Annotated in this window: 14 protein-coding genes; 3 read left to right on the forward strand and 11 right to left on the reverse strand. The window is 56.1% G+C overall.

What is annotated here, in order from left to right:
* Positions 1-167: 167 nt before the first annotated feature.
* From J7399_RS02860 to J7399_RS02870, 3 genes are all read left to right on the forward strand, one after another.
* A complete protein-coding gene (locus J7399_RS02860; RefSeq protein ID WP_209084032.1) occupies positions 168-1766 on the forward strand; it encodes a DUF1302 family protein in 1599 nt (532 codons plus the stop codon).
* A gap of 331 nt (positions 1767-2097) precedes the next feature.
* Positions 2098-2682, forward strand: a complete 585-nt coding sequence (locus tag J7399_RS02865) for an HNH endonuclease (RefSeq protein ID WP_209061434.1) — start codon at positions 2098-2100, stop codon at positions 2680-2682.
* 494 nt (positions 2683-3176) lie between these two features.
* Complete coding sequence (locus J7399_RS02870) at positions 3177-4208, forward strand: hypothetical protein (RefSeq protein ID WP_209084034.1); 1032 nt, start codon at positions 3177-3179, stop codon at positions 4206-4208.
* Between the two features lie 503 nt (positions 4209-4711).
* Here the strand turns inward: J7399_RS02870 and J7399_RS02875 are convergent.
* The 11 genes from J7399_RS02875 to J7399_RS02925 form a co-directional block, all read right to left on the reverse strand.
* On the reverse strand, positions 4712-5572 hold the full coding sequence (locus J7399_RS02875) for a DUF1989 domain-containing protein (protein WP_209084036.1): 861 nt from the start codon (positions 5570-5572) through the stop codon (positions 4712-4714).
* Positions 5573-5633: 61 nt separating this feature from the next.
* A complete protein-coding gene (locus J7399_RS02880) occupies positions 5634-6068 on the reverse strand; it encodes a DUF4399 domain-containing protein (protein WP_209084038.1) in 435 nt (144 codons plus the stop codon).
* 66 nt (positions 6069-6134) lie between these two features.
* Complete coding sequence (locus J7399_RS02885) at positions 6135-7775, reverse strand: FAD-binding dehydrogenase (RefSeq protein WP_209084040.1); 1641 nt, start codon at positions 7773-7775, stop codon at positions 6135-6137.
* Between the two features lie 150 nt (positions 7776-7925).
* Complete coding sequence (locus tag J7399_RS02890; protein ID WP_209084042.1) at positions 7926-8084, reverse strand: hypothetical protein; 159 nt, start codon at positions 8082-8084, stop codon at positions 7926-7928.
* A 179-nt stretch (positions 8085-8263) separates the two neighbouring features.
* Positions 8264-9043 carry a succinate dehydrogenase iron-sulfur subunit gene (locus tag J7399_RS02895; protein WP_209061446.1) on the reverse strand — a complete coding sequence of 260 codons (780 nt, stop codon included), beginning with the start codon at positions 9041-9043 and terminating at the stop codon, positions 8264-8266.
* A 139-nt stretch (positions 9044-9182) separates the two neighbouring features.
* Positions 9183-9725, reverse strand: a complete 543-nt coding sequence (locus tag J7399_RS02900; protein ID WP_209061448.1) for a hypothetical protein — start codon at positions 9723-9725, stop codon at positions 9183-9185.
* Positions 9725-11533: a succinate dehydrogenase flavoprotein subunit gene (gene sdhA / locus J7399_RS02905; protein WP_209077813.1), complete on the reverse strand. Its 1809-nt coding sequence runs from the start codon at positions 11531-11533 to the stop codon at positions 9725-9727. Before sdhA ends, J7399_RS02900 begins: the two co-directional genes overlap by 1 nt.
* An 86-nt stretch (positions 11534-11619) precedes the next feature.
* A complete protein-coding gene (sdhD, locus tag J7399_RS02910; RefSeq protein WP_209084044.1) occupies positions 11620-11991 on the reverse strand; it encodes a succinate dehydrogenase, hydrophobic membrane anchor protein in 372 nt (123 codons plus the stop codon).
* Between the two features lie 12 nt (positions 11992-12003).
* Positions 12004-12387 carry a succinate dehydrogenase, cytochrome b556 subunit gene (sdhC, locus tag J7399_RS02915; RefSeq protein ID WP_209061454.1) on the reverse strand — a complete coding sequence of 128 codons (384 nt, stop codon included), beginning with the start codon at positions 12385-12387 and terminating at the stop codon, positions 12004-12006.
* Positions 12388-12619: 232 nt separating this feature from the next.
* On the reverse strand, positions 12620-13315 hold the full coding sequence (locus tag J7399_RS02920) for a DUF1194 domain-containing protein (RefSeq protein ID WP_209084046.1): 696 nt from the start codon (positions 13313-13315) through the stop codon (positions 12620-12622).
* A 56-nt stretch (positions 13316-13371) separates the two neighbouring features.
* Positions 13372-14124 (reverse strand): DUF4344 domain-containing metallopeptidase, encoded by a 753-nt coding sequence (locus tag J7399_RS02925; protein WP_209084048.1) that lies wholly within the window; start codon positions 14122-14124, stop codon positions 13372-13374.
* Between the last annotated feature and the right edge of the window lie 7 nt (positions 14125-14131).

The raw sequence follows: 14131 nt of genomic DNA on the forward strand, positions 1-14131 counted from the left end.
CTTGCAAAAACTCTCACAAAAATCGCGGCTGGGCCCTAATTTCGCTTGGGTCACCCCGACGCCCAAGATACTGTCCTTTCGTACTAACCCTATTGTTACTGGAGCCCACCGTGAGCCATCACAATTCTGAGGCGCGCCCCTTTTCCCCTTTAGTTCTGACACTGAGCTTGACCACTGCAACCGCTATTCCGGCCCTTGCCGCCGCGCAATCCACCAGCCCTTCAGTGGTCGAAGGCCCTCCCACGCGGATCGTGGGCTTTGAAACGGCCAACGTGAACCACGCAGGCACGGTGGAGTTCAACATCGGCGCGCGCCAGAATTCGCCAAGCAACCGTGCTGGCACAGGCAACCAGATCTACAATGGCGGCGGCTCCTACGCTTTCACCGATAGCTTTACCATGGGCATCGACGTCCAGAACTTTGTGGATCCCATCGGCGGCCCGGTCGCAGGTTTTCCAACCATACCGCAGATCGAAACCACCGAAGTCGCACTCTGGGGCAAGTACCAACTCTTTAGCAATGGCCGCCTAAGTGTTGCTGCCCTTGGCTCGGTTGAGAACTTCGCCGCGCTGCGCTCCGATTTCTGGGGCGGATTTGACACCACTCAGGACGGGGTGTTCGTCGGCGCGATCAAAGCACCGATCACCTACAGCGTCTCGCCCAAGCTTCAGCTGCACCTGACCCCGGGTGTCACCCTTGCCCCTGACGACATCGCTGGCGACGAATTTTACGGCACCATCGTCAGCCTCGGCGCCGGGGTCAGCTACCGCGCCTCCAACCGCGTGCTGATGTTCGGTACCGTCGAAACAGCTATCTCCGGCGACAACACCATCAACAGCGATGGCAATTTTGAGAGCGTTCCGGTCTGGACCGTGGGCGGGCGCTATAACGTCACGCCGCGCCTTGGACTTGAAGGGTATCTCACCAACGGCTGGGGCAACACACCGGCCACCAGTGTCATGACCTTTTGGCCAGATGGCGACGACGTGCTCGCCGGCGCCCGCCTGATCTACACCCCCGGCGCCAATCGCCCGGTCAGCTATCGCAGCCTGTCCCTGCCACCCACCGCACGTCAGGTGAACCTGCAACAGGACGGCTTCACGCTGGGCAGCGCCGACACGCTTGAGCCCGGCATGCTGCGCACCGATGTCTGGGGAGGCAACGACAGCAACCAAGGTGTCTCCCTGAGTTTCAGCCCAGATCGCGACGGCGAAATTCAGGTCATCTTTGAAAAATACTCAGACAACCCAACCGCAGATCAGGACCTCGTGCCCACCACCAGCGTGCGCTACATGGTCGGCCCGAAACTGCGCTTCATGGACCAGAACAACGGCGATCTCTTCTCCCTCACCGGACGCATGCTCTATGGCCGTCAGATCAACTCTGATCCAGCCAAGATCGGCGTGTTTTACACGGATCTGATCGCCAACTACAAAACCAGAAACGGCTTCTCCTTCACCGCCAGCCCTAAGATCGGCGCCTTTGGCAGCAACGAACTTGTCGGCTTTGGCATGGGCGTGAACTATGGCTTTGACAACGGCCTGGAACTAATCGCCGAAGTCACACCAATCGGTCGCGATGGTGATGAGGCCACATGGGCCGCCGGTGCGCGCTATCACCTTGGCAAATCCGGCTTCACCGTGGACGCCCAAGCCACCAACGCCATTGGCCGTCACGGCATTGGCAGCATGGTCGCACAGGACGACACACGCTTCGCGCTCACCCTGTCAAAAACCTTCGATCTCAACGGACTGAAGTTCTACTAAAGCGCGCTACTCGCGCCAAATTTAAGGCCACGATCCGCTTTGCCGCTCCGACCGTTGGGCTAAGCCTCGCATCAGCGAAACTAGCCCAACGCGCAGCAGGCAAAGCCCTTCTGCAAAAGCCCCCTTTACGCCGCGCTTGATATTCAGGCGCGGCGCTTACATTTTATCCACAGGCCTGTCATCAAAGCGTCATTGGGCGCTGGCATCCTGCAGCTGTCTCAGCATTGGCGAAAATCACGTATATCGTGAGGCTTGTCAGATCAAAGACACGAGATATAGTGGTTGTAAGCAGGTCGGCCGAAAGGCCAATGGGCGCATAGGGAGAGCTAAGATGGACGGCGATTTCAGGACAGAATTCACACGAAGTCCCGGCGGGTTGAAACACCACCCTGCCCTTGTCCTCAACGCCGACTACCGCCCGCTCTCCTACTACCCGCTCTCTCTCTGGCCCTGGCAAGACGCCATCAAAGCCGCCTATATGGACCGTGTCGACATCGTGGCTGAATATGACCATGTGGTCCGCAGCCCCTCTACCGAGATACGTATCCCCTCGGTTGTCGTTCTCAAAGACTATGTAAAACTGCAAAAGCGCGTGGCCTTCACGCGCTTTAATTTATTTCTGAGGGACGAATTCCAATGCCAGTACTGTGGAGCCAAAGGAGATCTAACCTTTGATCACGTCATTCCTCGTGCCGCAGGTGGCGTTACAAGTTGGGAGAATGTGGTCGCGGCCTGTTCGCCCTGCAACCTCAAGAAAGGCTCCAAGAGCCTGCGTCAAGCGCATATGAGCCTGCGCAAGCCCCCACGCCAGCCCGGCTCTGAGGAGCTGCGCAATGTGGGGCGTAAATTCCCCCCCAACTTTCTGCACGACAGCTGGATGGACTACCTTTATTGGGACGCAGAATTGCAGGCGTGATCGGAAGGAATAGCCCGCGCAAAGGCAGCGGCGGCGTTCTATTTGGCTGCCAGATCATCCCCCAACAAAGTTGCAACGACTTTAACAGATCACATAGACCAGCCCCCGACCCTGGGTGGGGGTGTAGCCCCCTCCTGTGGGGAGGGTCGGGGGCTGGTCGGCTTCGCCGCCTGCGCGTCGCTGAAGGCCATGCGTTTCAGATTTTCAGGACGGTGCTTTTGCTTTTAATGACCGCTGTGAGCCCGAAGTGGTCCTTGGAAAAAACAGCAGCAAAAGACTTCTATGAACCTAATTAGCTGATGCTGCTGTCGGCATGAATGTCGTCGGAGCACCGTGGGCGGGCTTCGCAAAGCTTGGGCTGTTTCACAAAAGCATACGTTCGTCTACAATGTTATGAGAACCGAGAGACACCCAAGCCTAATTATGACGGCATAGTTGCAGAAGGAACGTTTTTCGAAGTCGTTATTGCCATTTAATCGGGACCAAAGCCACTGATGGACGAACTTCTTAGCTTTCTTGGTGTTCCGGCTACTCTAGTACTATTATTGGGCGTGTTCTGGAAGGCTGATGACGCAATTTCTGAGGAAGCGCGCCTTGAGTTATCTAACTGGATTCGGGCAATTTCCCCCCCTTCCAAATCTTCGCCGGTTGCCAGAACGGTCATTGAACTATTCGTTTCGATTTTCGGCGCCAAACAACTTAGTTGGCGATGCGCAACTGTTTCGTTCGCTTACTCGCTTGTGCTCTTGTCACTGTTTTCGCTTGGACTTGCGCTTTCGCTAGATACTGGGCTTTGCGGCTCACCACCAGGAACAGAAATAATAGTGGAAGCTGGGCCTTGCCCCGATGGCTTTGATGCGCAGTCGACGTTATTTCAACAAAAACCACCGCTTACAGTCGAAACGTTCTTTGTGGGATTGGTGAGCTACTGGCCTGCTCTGGCATTTTTCCTCATTTTTAATCCTCTGGCTGATTTTATCTCTCTTTGGATCACCCGCTTGCATCTTCAGTGGGCAACAAGAAAACCGGACTCATTGCCGAAGGTTATGCTCAGCGATGCTTTTTGCTCGCTAGCTTTCTTTTTGGCATTCTTAGTTATTGTTTGGACAAGTCTCGTTTTCTTCACTGTCGAAGAGGTTTGGGCGGAAACTCCAGAGGAAAAGTTCTCATACGCGCTGGCGAGTGTCTATGAACTCATCGATGCGATTCTGGCGCCGCATGCGACTTATTTTCCCAACAGTTACAACTACGTATTTCCGGGAATGGTCCTTACAGCAATGATTTCCAGTATATGGATTTGGGTAACTTTTTTTTCTTCCCTACTGGTTCGCCTCTTAGCCCGTACCGGTGGCATACTACGGTTCATGCAATTCGCGCTAAACCTTGAGAAGAAACCTCTGTTCTCGCTTGGCTGGTTAGCAGCTTTCATTTTAGCGCTGACCTTCAGCGTTACATCAGTAGTTACTGCCATTTTGGAGATAACAGAGTTTGGTTTCCGTACTCGAACATATACCTGTAGTGAATAACAGTAAATTCACTACGCACCCTGATAGTTCCTGATCTGCGAGGCAAAACTCGACAATCGAACACTCTCACCTAGTTGCAGGCGTCCGCTTCTGCGTTGACTGCGGTCATTCCTTTCCAAGGGTCGAGTGGCCGTTCTTTCCGCGTTGTTACTGCCTATGTCCAACTTTACGAAGTCCGCTTCCCTGCGCATTGCTGTCGTTGGAGCGGAGCGCGGCATCGGTCAAATCGGGTTCACTTCCAACATTCGCGGCAAGGTGTCCGGCTAGCCGATCGAACCAGCCCGCCCCACTGCACTTCTAGCCGTAAGCCCCTGCTCGCTCGACACCCTAGAAACGCGCCTACGATGCCAAATCTCCCCTCCTAAGCAACACCGCGCGCTGGTGATACGATCCATTAAAGCCGCACCACCCGCGCGCAGCGTTTACTTTTTTGCGGAAGCGCAAATTTGCACCTCCGCAATACCGTTGGGATACCGACGCAATACAGACGTAAAATTTTATGGTTAACGCGACAGCCCATGGCTGCGGTCATAGCCATTTTTGGTCGGGCTTTCCCACCCTTCCAGCGCGTCTTGTTGGGGCGCAAAGACCTCCACCAGAAGCGGGTGGCAGGCCGCCACATCACTGCTGTGCTCTGCCGAGCAATCGCCCCCTGGGCAGGCGCTCAGCGCCCCCAGCAAATCGATTTCCGCGAAGGCTTCCAGATAGTCCCCCGGCCGCACGGGGCTGGCTTTCATAAAGTACTGCCCGGTATCGCGCGTGAACCCTGTGCACATAAAAACGTTAAGAACGTCGTGCACATGAGGCTCCGCCTCCTCAAGGCTGATCCCCTGATGCGCCGCCAGGGCGCGGGCCAGATTTGAATGACAGCAATAGTGATATTGATCGCCACTCAGCAAATTGCCGGTGTATGGGTCACAGCGCGTGCCAATCACGTCATGGACGGAGCCACCGTAGGCGTCGATCCCGTACCAGCCAAGTGTATCACTCACGATCGTCGCCATGGGGCGCAGGCTTGGCAGGCTTGACCACATGCGTTCACCCGTCGTGATGTGAGTACCGTGCAAAGCTCTTGTTTTTCCAGAGAAAAACCGTTCACTCAAATCATTGAGGTTCCACAGATTGAGATCACCCACCTGCGGGCCTTCGACAGAGGTGATGCGAAAGAAATGCCCTGCAGGCACCTCAAAACACCGCGCATCCCGCGCCGGGATCAGCACCTCATCGACCTTCACAGCGCCGGATCTGGCGGCCTCATAAAGCGCCATCGGCGGGGTCGGCAAAGTGGTGTTTGGATAACAGATCACCGGCTTGATGGCGCGGCGGTCTTCGGCATCGGCGGGGGGCAGGATCGTCTCAGTCATGGCGCAATCCTGCCCCCAATTGTTAACGCGTTGCAATGGCTATCCGCAACGCACGCCGGAGTTAGTTCACAGTAATCGAAATGACCTCTGATACCACAGGCGGCGTATGGGGCACATGGAACTCGTCTCCCAGCACGAGCTGCAGCGTATGTGTGCCCGGCGGAAGGTCCAAACTCACTTCGGTTTGCCCGCCCCCGAAATGGCGGTGATTGTCATCTGTCGGCACACCGTTTTCAAGCAGATCCGCATCTTCAGCCCCCTCTCCCAAAGGCGGGCGATTGATGAAAATATGGTGGTGTCCGGTGTTCTCCGCTTCCGTCCCCGCAGGTGCAACCCCCATGCCGGACAAGCCAAACTGCACCACAAACGGAGACTGCACCGAGGCGCCATCTTCAATATTGATGAAATAAACTTCCGCCCCTTCAGGCGATGGCGCACCCCCCGCAAGTACCTGAGAACCAAAGGCTATCAGCGCCGCAGCGATCGAGTGTTTCATACCATTTCCTCCCGTAACTCATTAAAATAACGGGAGCCTAGCATGGCAGATCACACAGGCCTAACGCTAAACCGCTCGCCCCGCTGCACGCCCAGAGAATATACATCCGCCCAAGAAAGTACCTTCCAGCGCATTGTAACCATGATAGCCGCCACCGCCAAAGCCAGCCACTTCTCCCGCCGCGAACAGCCCCTCAAAGGCGCTCCCATCGGGCTTCAGAACCTGCGCGGTTTCATCCGTATGCAGTCCTCCGAGAGATTTTCGCGTAAGGATATTTAGCCGCACGGCGATCAATGGGCCATTGGCCGGGTCGAGAATACGGTGCGGTTTCGCCGTGCGGATCAGCCGGTCCCCGCGAAAAGCCCGTGCTCCCCGGATCGCTGTGATCTGCGCATCCTTGCTGAACGGGTTCTCGATTTGCGCATCCCGTGCAACAATCTGATCCCGGATTTTATCAAGGTTGACAGGAACTTCGGGCGTGAGCGCGTTCATTCCCGCCACCAGCGCTTCCAGGTCATCAGCGACCACAAAGTCTTCTCCATGACGCTTGAACGCTTCAATCGGAGCTGGCGCCCCCTTGGACATCAACCGCCCCTTGAGCACTTCGATAAACTTACCGGATGTCAGATCCGGGTTTTGTTCAGAACCCGACAGCGCGAACTCTTTTTCGATGATCTTCTGCGTGAGGATAAACCAGCTGTGCTCATGCCCCGTGGAGAGAATGCGCTTGAGGGTGCCAAGGCTGTCAAACCCCGGCAGATAAGGCGCTTCCATACGGGTGCCCAAGGCGTCAAACCACATGGAACTGGGCCCCGGCAGCACCCGAATTCCATGGTTTGGCCAGATCGGATCCCAATTTGCCAGCCCCTCAGTGTAGTGCCACATCCGATCCCCATTGATGATCGCCGCACCCGCTGTCTCTGCCACGCGCTGCATCTGCCCATCGACATAGTCCGGCACCCCGGCCACCATACGCTTAGGAGGCTTGCCCAACCGGTCCTCAGGCCAATAGCGCCGCACCATATCGTGGTCGCCACCAATCCCACCGGTGGTAAGAACCACAGCCGAAGCGTGCAGTTCAAAATCTGACACGACGTCACGGGTGGTAGAGCGGCCGCGCTCTGCATCGTCGTCGGCGAGAACTTCGCCGCGCACGCCTTTAACCGTGCCATTTTCCACAATGAGATCAGTTACCTTTCGGCGAAAGAGCAGTTCAATCTTACCCTCTGCTGACAGATTGCGCACATCACGCTCAAACGGCGCAACAACGCCCGGGCCGGTCCCCCACGTGATGTGAAACCGCGGTACGGAATTGCCGTGACCATGCGCCATAGCCCCGCCGCGCTCGGCCCAGCCAACCACAGGAAACCACCGCGTTCCAATGCTGTGGAGCCAACTGCGCATCTCCCCGCCTGCAAACGAGAGATAAGCCTCGGCCACCTTGCGGGGGTTGGCATCTTCAGGACGGTCAAACTGCGCTGACCCCATCCAATCATTGTAGGCCAGCTCTGCGCTGTCCTTGACCCCCATGCGCCGCTGCTCGGGAGTATCGATCATGAAGAGGCCGCCAAGGCTCCAGAAAGCCTGCCCTCCTAGGCTCTGCTCTCCCTCCTGATCCAGCAAAAGAACCTTTCGCCCCCGCAGCGCAGCTTCACGCGCCGCTACGATCCCAGCCAGCCCGCCGCCTACGATGATCACATCGGTCATTGTGCTTCCTCCCCTTTGGCAAAGGCTAGCCAGCGGCCAGCCAAGGACCAAGACCGACCTTACGTAAACATAAGGCCATCAAGCCCTGAGGGAGAAACGCAAAAAGCGCCCCAACCAGGAGGCGCTTTCAACAAGCTTCAATGTGCAGGCTTAGGCTGCTTTCACATACTCGAAGTAGGTTTCTTCATCGCTGTCCTGCACCAAAACCGGGCGGCGTGGCGGCTCGGAGTAATATGCGTAGGCTTGCTCCAGCACCTCCAGGGCGCGCGCTGCAAAATCTTCTGGGGTGTTTGTCTCTGGGGCGGACATGGGCAGTCTCCGTATTCACATCTGACCTCCTTCCCTGCTCCTTCATATAGCTAAGCCAACAAAGTCAAAGAACTGCTCAAATGGCAAAGGCGCCATGCAATCTGCGCAGAGGCAACGTCCCAACAAACAAAAGAAGAGGGCCCGAAACGGGCCCTCGTCAAAGTCGCATGTGTCTGAAATCAGACGTGGCGCTCCACCAGCATCTTCTTGATCTCTGCAATGGCCTTCGCCGGGTTCAGACCCTTCGGGCACGTCTTTGCACAGTTCATGATGGTGTGGCAGCGGTAGAGCTTGAACGGATCTTCCAGCTCATCCAGACGCTCGCCTGTCGCCTCATCGCGGCTGTCAATGATCCAGCGATAGGCGTGCAACAGTGCTGCTGGGCCGAGATATTTATCGCCGTTCCACCAGTAGCTTGGGCAGGAAGTGGAGCAGGATGCACACATCACACATTCATACAGACCGTCGAGTTTTTTGCGGTCCTCGATCGACTGACGCCACTCTTTTGCCGGACGGTTGGTCTTGGTTTCCAGCCACGGCATGATCGACGCGTGCTGCGCATAGAAATGGGTCAGATCCGGGATCAGGTCTTTCACCACCGGCATATGCGGCAGCGGGTAGATCTTCACATCGCCCTTGATCTCGTCCAGACCATAGATACAGGCCAGCGTGTTGATCCCGTCGATGTTCATCGCACAGGATCCACAGATGCCTTCACGGCAAGAGCGACGGAAGGTCAGGGTTGGGTCAATCTCGTTCTTGATCTTGATCAGCGCATCCAGAACCATCGGACCACATTTGTCCATGTCCAGGAAATAGGTATCCACCTGAGGGTTTTTGCCGTCATCCGGATTCCAGCGGTAGATCTGGAACTTGCGCACATTCGTAGCGCCTTCCGGCTTTGGCCAGGTTTTGCCGGTCATAATCCGGGAGTTCTTGGGGAGGGCAAATTCGACCATCGTCTTTCCTTCCTACACGTGGGCGCGCAAACTGCGCTTACCTTCGTTCCTGTTCAAACACTCTGATGCCGCATTCACACATGCGCGGAGCATTCGGTTGTTTCTGATCACCTGGCCTAAACGGCCACGTTTCCGCTCCTTAGCGGCAGTATTGAGCCCCACCGTGCAACACATCGGAATGACGAGAGCAGCCGGAATGGAATTCAACACCAGCATATTTTGCTCCGCCTTCACGACGCACACATTCACGGTAGTCGCGCTGGATGGTTCCCCACGTCAGCGCATTACCAAGAGCGGCACCTGCGAAAAAGTTGCCGCCGAGAGATGCGTTTATGGCTCCAATGACAACAGTGCCGATGACAAAGCCCTGAATACGTTCCTGCTGACAGACATCAGGTCCACTCGCCACCTTGTCGCCATCTGCAACACCAAATGCACCATTGTCATATTGGACGTTGTAGTTGTCCTGGAGGCAGTCATTCACATTGCGCGCACCGCGTTCGGTGCCACCCGCATCTGCGACGACCACTGGCACCTTGTCGAACTCTGTAACCTTATAGGCACCTTGGGAACCTGTATCGACAATGCACTGGCTAATTTGTTGAACAACAAGTGTTTCGTCCGCCATAACTTGAGTTGCGGCAATTGCTGCCATCATGACGCCAGTGCAAATTCGTTTCATCAGAAGGTTCTCGCTTTAGGTGCAATCTTTTTAAGTTCGATTCCACCCTCCTCTTCTTTGGTCAGCGGGTCAACAATCACAGGGCGATAAGATAGTTCAACTTTATCGCCTTCTACGCGGCTCACCGTGTGGACCCGCCAGTTCGCGTCATCACGCTCAGAATAGTCTTCATGTGCGTGCGCACCGCGGCTTTCTTTACGGGCTTCCGCACCGTGGATCGTCGCCAGTGCGTTTGGCATCAGGTTGGTCAGCTCAAGCGTTTCCATCAGATCGCTGTTCCAGACCAACGAGGTATCGGTGACGTTCAGATCATCGATCTTGCCCGCAATCGCCGTCATCTTCTCAACGCCTTCTTTCAGCGTCTTGTCGGTACGGAACACCGCCGCATCCGCCTGCATGGTGCGCTGCATTTCAAGGCGAAGCTCAGCAGTCGGCGCGCCGCCTTTGGCGTAGCGCAGACCATCAAAGCGCGCGAATGCTGCATCCACCGACGCTTGGTTCAGAACTGGGTTCGGAGCGTCTGCATCCACCACCTTGCCGGCGCGGATTGCGGAAGCGCGGCCAAACACCACAAGGTCGATCAGAGAGTTGGAGCCCAGACGGTTCGCACCGTGAACTGAGGCACAGCCCGCTTCACCCACAGCCATCAGGCCGGGGACCACCGCGGTTGGATCTTCTGCGGTTGGGTTCAGCACTTCGCCCCAATAGTTGGTCGGAATACCGCCCATGTTGTAGTGCACGGTTGGCAGAACCGGGATCGGCTCTTTGGTCACATCCACACCCGCAAAAATCTTTGCAGATTCAGAGATACCTGGCAGACGTTCCGCCAGCGCTTCGGCAGGCAGGTGGTTCAGGTTGAGGTGAATGTGGTCGCCATTCTCGCCCACACCGCGGCCTTCACGGATCTCCATGGTCATGGAGCGCGAAACATAGTCGCGTGGTGCAAGGTCTTTATACTGCGGAGCATAACGCTCCATGAAGCGCTCACCTTCGGAGTTGGTCAGGTAACCACCTTCGCCACGTGCGCCCTCAGTGATCAGGCAGCCGGAACCATAAATGCCGGTTGGGTGGAATTGGACAAACTCCATATCCTGCAGCGCAAGACCTGCGCGGGCCACCATGCCGCCACCATCGCCGGTGCAGGTGTGCGCAGAAGTTGCGGAGAAGTAGGCACGGCCATAACCGCCCGTCGCCAGCACAACCATCTTCGCATTGAAAACATGCATGGTACCGTCATCAAGCTTCCAGCACACAACGCCCTGACACTGGCCGTCCTCAGACATGATCAGGTCAATCGCGAAATACTCGATGTAGAATTCCGCGTTGTTTTTGACCGACTGACCGTAGAGCGTGTGCAGGATCGCGTGACCGGTCCGGTCCGCAGCGGCACAGGTCCGCTGCACAGCGGGGCCTTCGCCAAATTCGGTGGTGTGGCCACCAAACGGACGCTGGTAGATTTTACCTTCTTCGGTCCGGGAGAACGGCACACCATAGTGCTCCAGCTCATAAACCGCCTTGGGGGCTTCACGCGCGAGGTATTCCATCGCGTCGGTGTCGCCCAGCCAGTCAGAGCCTTTGACCGTGTCATACATGTGCCACTGCCAGTTATCAGGGCCCATGTTGGAAAGGGACGCCGCGATGCCGCCCTGTGCGGCAACAGTGTGAGACCGGGTCGGGAAGACTTTGGTCACACAGGCCGTGCGCAGGCCCTGCTCGGCCATACCAAGAGTGGCGCGCAAACCAGCGCCACCGGCGCCCACCACGACCACGTCATATTCATGTGTTTCGTATTCGTATGCTGCTGTCATCGGTTTTCATCCTTGCCGCCGCTATGCAGGGCGTTCTGTTCACGGGAAGAGCGCTGGCGCCGCAGCCGAGGCCGGGCGCAACAGCGTTAAAGAGCGAGTTTGATCAGGGCAAACAGGCCCACAGCGATAATGGTGTAGCAAACAGCGCCAGCAGCGATGTAGGTCAGCTTCTCAGCGACGCCGTGCATGTAATCTTCGATCGCGTCCTGCGCTTCATTTTTGATGTGGATGACGCCCACAATCAGGGTCAGCGCGGTGATGATGGCCGGGAAAGGCTTGCCGAAATAGGCCAGCACCTCTTCGTATGTGCCGCCAAGACCCATGCCAAAGGTCAGCACAAACAGGGGAACCAGAACAACCAGCAGCGATGAGTTTATCATCATGTGCCAGTGGTGCTCGGTGCCCTTGCCTGAAGCGCCAGTGCCTTGCGCGCGTTTGCGGTCAGTCAGAAAATTCATCTTTTCAGCTCCTTACACGATCAGCGCGGTGAGAATGGCCAACACAGTGGCGCCAATGAACATGCCTTTGCCAAGCGTAACAGCGGTGTCGATGTCGAGGCAGTAGCCGAAGTCCCAGATCACGTGACGCAGACGCCCCAGCATATGGTAAAACACTGCCCAGGAAGCGAGGAACAGGAACACATCGCCGATAAAGCTGCGCAGCAACCCATCGATGAAAGCAAATGCGCTTTCAGAGGTTGCAGCCGCCAAAAGCCACCAAACAACAATTGCCGCAATTGGTATGAGGGCGATGCCGGTGATACGCACCATGATCGAAGACACGGAGGTCATCTGCGGGCGATAGATCTGCAAATGTGGGGAGAGCGGGCGCTCAATCCTTTTCACGTCAGCCATAATGAATCCTTTCAGGTTCCCTTGATGTCTTCTAACGGTTTTTTGCGATGTGTCACCTTGGCGAAAGCTTAATTCACGCGGTTTTTTGACCCAATCTGAGGGATTTTTTTAATTTTGTGATCACACGTTTTTATTCGTGATCACATTTTGCAATTCAAGTTTTTTTGTCAGGAATTATTCACCCCAAGGGGTTACCACACCACTGCTTAACAGGCCCCTTACGTGTTGGCGCTCACATTCGATCTGACAAGGGACGCCCCATTTCAGGACCTTCTGCCACTTGTTTGGCGACTTCCCGAATGAGCTTTTGGCGGATGCGCAGCGGGTATTCTTCAAAACCTGCAGCCGTCACAACAAAAGCCCCAGGTCCCGTGATCACATTTTCCCAGAAATACCCGGTCAGGTCCGTATCGTCGGTTTCGATCACTACGGCGTTGACTGTTACGCCCTGACCAGCCAACCGCTTACGCCCATACTCCACCAGCGGACCCTCATTGGAAATGCCGTCTCCTGAGACGTCGACCACCTTGCGCTTACAGTTAGGCGCAGTCTCGATTAATTCTGCGGACGCCAGTAGCGCATCCCCTATCGCTGTAGAGTATTGGCTCCACTGACGCGGCATTTCCTCCACGGCGATGGCCAAAGCCTCAGCTTGCTCGGCGGAAGCAACCTCGGTCCAGGGTACACTGACATGCTGTCGCCCTTCTCCGGTCCACTGCATGAGGGAAACCGATGCTCTTTGGTCTATCAGTGCTTCTACGACAATCCCGTCGCGCAACGCCGCTGCCAGCCCATCCATTTGAACACTATATTCTTTGGCATCAATGCTCCCGGACACATCAACCGTCAGCAAAAGCGCGAGATCACAGGCGCGCGCCATCGCTGGCGCAAAAAAGAGTCCTGCTGCTAAGACACTCAAAAACCGCATAAACCGCAGCCTAGCGCGATCCGGCAGCCTGCGTCATCAACTCCGCGTGTGCGGGCTTAGAACTCCGGCGCCATCTCCACCAATGCGTCCGCAAACTCAGTACACATGGTGATCTCGATCCGCTCAGGATCGTAGAAGGCATTTGCCTCACCACAGGGCACAACCGAAATCGTCAAAGCCTCCGGCAGGCGGAACTCTTCGTTCAGCGCCGTGACTTCTGCCCGGATCACTTCTTCGGTGAGCTGTGCACCATCCGTTTCGACGACAACGTCGCCCATCACCAGCGTCTCGCCTCCACCACCATGGGCAACTTCGTCCAATGCGCCCCCCCAGCTGGCAGCAGCCTGATCATATTCTGATGGGCAATAGTCTGCCCGCTCTTCCGGAAGACCGAGATCTTCCGCGACATCCTCACGCTCTTCCGGGTTGGCCCCATAAAACAAGCACACCGTGTTGTAGTAGCGCTGCAAATCCGGGCCATGCACGTCCCAGAATGCTACTTCAGAACTGGCTTCAGCCTCGCCCAAAAAGCCAAAAGCCGCATCATAGGCCAACTGAACAGCCGCCTCTTCCTCGTAAAACGCATCAATCAAAAAGATCGACAACACATCCGCTGCGTCTTCTTCCTGCCCAAAGATCGGCAACCCCAGAATATCGATCAGAGCGTGACCAAGCTCATGATAAAAAATCCCGAGCAGATTGCCCTCAACATAGGCAAGCGTGTCTTCGGATGTATGGCCAAACTGCACTACTGCTTGAGCACCAGAGGCTGCACCACAGATTACCAAGGGGAGTAAATATCGTTTCATAAGCGCA

Origin of the sequence: Shimia sp. R9_1 (assembly GCF_017743775.1) — a bacterium.
Lineage (GTDB): Bacteria > Pseudomonadota > Alphaproteobacteria > Rhodobacterales > Rhodobacteraceae > Shimia.

What these genes read in the sequence shown, in the direction of transcription:
- J7399_RS02875 (WP_209084036.1), bottom strand. Translation starts at nt 5,572, where the DNA reads ATGACTGAGACGATCCTGCCCCCCGCCGATGCCGAAGACCGCCGCGCC.
- sdhA (WP_209077813.1), bottom strand. Translation starts at nt 11,533, where the DNA reads ATGACAGCAGCATACGAATACGAAACACATGAATATGACGTGGTCGTG.
- J7399_RS02865 (WP_209061434.1), top strand. Translation starts at nt 2,098, where the DNA reads ATGGACGGCGATTTCAGGACAGAATTCACACGAAGTCCCGGCGGGTTG.
- J7399_RS02920 (WP_209084046.1), bottom strand. Translation starts at nt 13,315, where the DNA reads ATGCGGTTTTTGAGTGTCTTAGCAGCAGGACTCTTTTTTGCGCCAGCG.
- J7399_RS02895 (WP_209061446.1), bottom strand. Translation starts at nt 9,043, where the DNA reads ATGGTCGAATTTGCCCTCCCCAAGAACTCCCGGATTATGACCGGCAAA.
- J7399_RS02890 (WP_209084042.1), bottom strand. Translation starts at nt 8,084, where the DNA reads ATGTCCGCCCCAGAGACAAACACCCCAGAAGATTTTGCAGCGCGCGCC.
- sdhD (WP_209084044.1), bottom strand. Translation starts at nt 11,991, where the DNA reads ATGAATTTTCTGACTGACCGCAAACGCGCGCAAGGCACTGGCGCTTCA.
- J7399_RS02880 (WP_209084038.1), bottom strand. Translation starts at nt 6,068, where the DNA reads ATGAAACACTCGATCGCTGCGGCGCTGATAGCCTTTGGTTCTCAGGTA.
- J7399_RS02885 (WP_209084040.1), bottom strand. Translation starts at nt 7,775, where the DNA reads ATGACCGATGTGATCATCGTAGGCGGCGGGCTGGCTGGGATCGTAGCG.
- J7399_RS02870 (WP_209084034.1), top strand. Translation starts at nt 3,177, where the DNA reads ATGGACGAACTTCTTAGCTTTCTTGGTGTTCCGGCTACTCTAGTACTA.
- sdhC (WP_209061454.1), bottom strand. Translation starts at nt 12,387, where the DNA reads ATGGCTGACGTGAAAAGGATTGAGCGCCCGCTCTCCCCACATTTGCAG.
- J7399_RS02900 (WP_209061448.1), bottom strand. Translation starts at nt 9,725, where the DNA reads ATGAAACGAATTTGCACTGGCGTCATGATGGCAGCAATTGCCGCAACT.
- J7399_RS02925 (WP_209084048.1), bottom strand. Translation starts at nt 14,124, where the DNA reads ATGAAACGATATTTACTCCCCTTGGTAATCTGTGGTGCAGCCTCTGGT.